This window comes from Lentzea aerocolonigenes, from assembly GCF_000955955.1.
Lineage (GTDB): Bacteria > Actinomycetota > Actinomycetes > Mycobacteriales > Pseudonocardiaceae > Lentzea > Lentzea aerocolonigenes_A.
Genome location: NZ_JYJG01000613.1, coordinates 1 through 3,105 on the forward strand (window position 1 = coordinate 1; position 3,105 = coordinate 3,105).

At 68.8% G+C, this 3,105-nt stretch carries 4 protein-coding genes; 2 read left to right on the forward strand and 2 right to left on the reverse strand.

All coding sequences use genetic code 11. The annotated features are described in order from the left end of the window. Nucleotides 1-237 precede the first annotated feature (237 nt). Nucleotides 238-1,098, forward strand: a complete 861-nt coding sequence (locus UK23_RS47890; RefSeq protein WP_045318538.1) for an EamA family transporter — start codon at nucleotides 238-240, stop codon at nucleotides 1,096-1,098. Between the two features lie 68 nt (nucleotides 1,099-1,166). Continuing rightward, nucleotides 1,167-1,712, forward strand: coding sequence for a hypothetical protein (locus UK23_RS47895; protein WP_045318535.1), 546 nt, complete (start codon nucleotides 1,167-1,169; stop codon nucleotides 1,710-1,712). Here UK23_RS47895 and UK23_RS47900 read toward each other — a convergent pair. Continuing rightward, nucleotides 1,662-2,504: an alpha/beta fold hydrolase gene (locus UK23_RS47900; protein ID WP_045318536.1), complete on the reverse strand. Its 843-nt coding sequence runs from the start codon at nucleotides 2,502-2,504 to the stop codon at nucleotides 1,662-1,664. The genes UK23_RS47895 and UK23_RS47900 overlap by 51 nt on opposite strands. Then, a complete protein-coding gene (locus UK23_RS47905; protein WP_045318537.1) occupies nucleotides 2,504-3,070 on the reverse strand; it encodes a GNAT family N-acetyltransferase in 567 nt (188 codons plus the stop codon). The genes UK23_RS47900 and UK23_RS47905 overlap by 1 nt, the downstream gene beginning before the upstream one ends. Nucleotides 3,071-3,105: the final 35 nt, after the last annotated feature.

Here is a 3,105-nt window from a genome sequence, read left to right on the forward strand (position 1 = left end):
GTCTGGTAGTTGTCCCGAAAACATGATCAACCGCCTCCCGCGAGGAAGGCGGAGCGCGGGGGTGCGGCATGGGCGAGCAGCGGGGACGAGGACCTACCTGGTTGGGACGAGCTGGCCGGGGCGTTCACGGTGCCAGCGTGGGGTTGGTGGCAGGGTCGGGCTGCTGGCTGGGTGGTTGTGGGCGTGCGGGCTTCCGCGATGTGTGCCGGGGCGCGTAGGCAGAGCTAGCTTGGGGTGGTGATCAACCACCGGGTGGTCGTGACGGCGCTCGCCCCGGCCATCTGGGGCACGACCTTCTACGTCACGACCGAGTACCTGCCGCCCGACCGTCCGTTGCTGGCCTCACTGCTGCGTGCCCTCCCCGCCGGACTGATGCTGATCGCACTGGCACGTGAGCTCCCACGAGGCGAGTGGTGGTGGCGGTCGCTGGTGCTCGGCGCGTTGAACATCGGCGCGTTCACACCGCTGCTGTTCCTCGCGGCGTACCGGCTCCCAGGCGGCGTGGCGGCGACGCTCCTCGCGATCCAGCCGCTGTTCGTGGCGGCACTGGCGAGCAGATTTCTGGGCCAACGGCTGACGATTCGCATCCTGGCCGCGGGCCTCGCCGGGCTGCTCGGCGTGAGCCTGCTGGTGCTGAAGGCAGGCGCACGACTGGACGCGCTCGGCGTGGCCGCGGCGCTCGGCGGGGCGGCGGTGACGGCGGCGGCGATCGTGCTGAACAAGCGGTGGGTGTCGCCGGCGTCCGCGCTCGCGACGACCGGGTGGCAGCTCGTCGCGGGCGGGATCGTCCTGGTGCCGTTGACGTTCGCGCTGGAGGACCTGCCGACGTTCACGCGGAACGTGGCGGGCTACGCGTTCCTGTCGGTGTTCGGGGGAGCGGTCGCGTACGTGGTGTGGATTCGCGGGATCACGCTGCTGACCGCGACGCAGGTGACGTTCCTCGGGCTGCTGACCCCGGTCGTGGCGGCGATCATCGGCTGGGCGGCGCTCGGGCAGCAGCTCACCGCGGTGCAGTTGCTGGGCGCGGCGATCGTCCTCACGGCGATGACCGTCGCTCAGATGCGTACGCAATCTGACGTACGCGAGATCAGAGTGTGAGCGGATGATGCGGGCGCTCGTGGTCGCGAGAGTAAGACGCGACACCACGAGAGAAGGAGTGCACCGCGATGACTACCACCCGCAAGCTCAGTGGCCGTGCCCGCAAGGCCGTGCTGCTCGTGCACGTCCTGTCGGCGGCGGCGTGGCTCGGCATTGACCTCGCGCTGGGGATCTGCGCCGTCGTCGCGGTGAACACTTCGGACGTGAACACCGCGGGCGTCGCCATCCAGGCGATCGACGTCTTCGCGATCTGGCCGATGTTCGGTGCCAGCGTCGTGTGCATGATCTCCGGCGTGGTCCTGGGCGTCGGCAGCAAGTACGGCCTCGTCAAGTACTGGTGGGTGGCCATCAAGCTGTTCATGAACATCGGCATGTCGCTGCTCATCGCGTTCTCGCTGCGCCCAGGCGTGGCCGAGGCGGCACAGATCGGCAGGCGCATGCTCGCGGGCGACCCGACTGCGGTCATCCCGTCCGGCATCATGCACCCGGTCGTCGTCGCCCCGGCGCTGCTGCTGTTCGCCTACGTCCTGTCGGTGTTCAAGCCGTGGGGCCGCGTCCGCAAGTCACCGCAGCCAGTCAAGCGCGAGCGCCGCGACCTCGTCGGGGCGGTCTAGTTGCAGGAAGTGCCCGGCGTCCGCCACGATCTCGACCCGCGAACCAGGGGCGAGACCCGTGGCGGCGTCGTACTTGTCCGGCGTGATGCAGCCGTCCTGGGCACCCGCGAGCACCAGCATCGGGATCTGGGCCGGCCTCTCGGAGATCTTCCCCAACTCGGCGAGCTCCGGATCGTGCAGCGAGCGGTCGAAGTTGGCGCGGTACAGCTTCAAAGCATTGGCCCGCAACGCAGGATCCGCGTACATGTCGTGTACGTACTGCGGCACTTCCAGCCCAGGCGACCAGGTGCGCCACATGTAGGAGATCAACGTGGAGTTCAGCAGACGCTCCGCCACCCCGGGCACCTGGAACATGAACAGGTAGAAGAACCGTTGCTGCTGCGCGGGATCGTCGAAGATCGTGCGCAACGCGGCCGGCGGCGGCACGGACATCGTGATCACCCGCCGCACCCGCTCGGGCCACCCGGCCGCGAGCCTTCCGGCCACCCCGGCGCCGATGTCGTGCCCGATCACGTCGAGCGGTTCGGATGACAACGCCTCGTTGACAGCGGCAGCGTCGGCGGCCAGCGTCAGCCCGTCCGCGAACCGGAGCTCGTCGTACGTCGACGGGTGGTGCCCGCGCAGGAACGGCACGACGACCCGTCTCCCCGCCGCCACCAGGCGGGAAGCGAGCGGCCCGAATGACAGCGGGTGGTCCGGAAAGCCGTGCCAGCACACGACGACCGGCCCCTCGCCGGCCGCCAGCGCCGGGAAGTCCAGCCGGGGCGTCGGAATGACGATCTCTTCGAACATCAGAAGTCCACCCGCATCACGAACCGCCGCTTCGTGGGATGCGTGACCTGCACGAACCCCGCCTCCTCGAACACCTGCCGCGCCCCGACGTGCATCTCGCCCCAAGTCACGTTCTGCCCGGGCGCCGCGATCATCGGATAAGCCTCGACCGCCCGCGCACCCCGCGAACGCGCGTGCTCAACCGAAGCAACCGCCAGCTCGTACGTGAGCCCCTGCTTCCGGAACCCTTTGCGCACCACAAAACACGTCACGGCCCACACGCCGTCGTCGTCCTTGTCCTCGTCGCGCGCCTTCCACGGAATGGGCATGCTGAGCAACTTCGCATAGGACGACCGCGGCTCGACCGCCACCCACCCGGCAGGCTGACCGTCCACATAGGCCACCAGCCCACTACCGCGAGCGGCCTGCGATTCGTGCGCGGCAACGCGTTCGGCCAACGTCGAGTCGCGCCAGATCCAGCCCTTCACCTTGTACCGCTGGCAGTGGCACTTGCCGGGCTCGGAACCGTCGAAGATCGCCTCGACGTCCTCCCATGGCACCTCGTCGGACGACACGATCCGGATCACACACGCCACACTAGACGGTTGATTCCAAGGGTCCG

Coding starts and splice junctions, on each gene's coding strand:
- UK23_RS47895 (WP_045318535.1), top strand. CDS start 1,167: ATGACTACCACCCGCAAGCTCAGTGGCCGTGCCCGCAAGGCCGTGCTG.
- UK23_RS47900 (WP_045318536.1), bottom strand. CDS start 2,504: ATGTTCGAAGAGATCGTCATTCCGACGCCCCGGCTGGACTTCCCGGCG.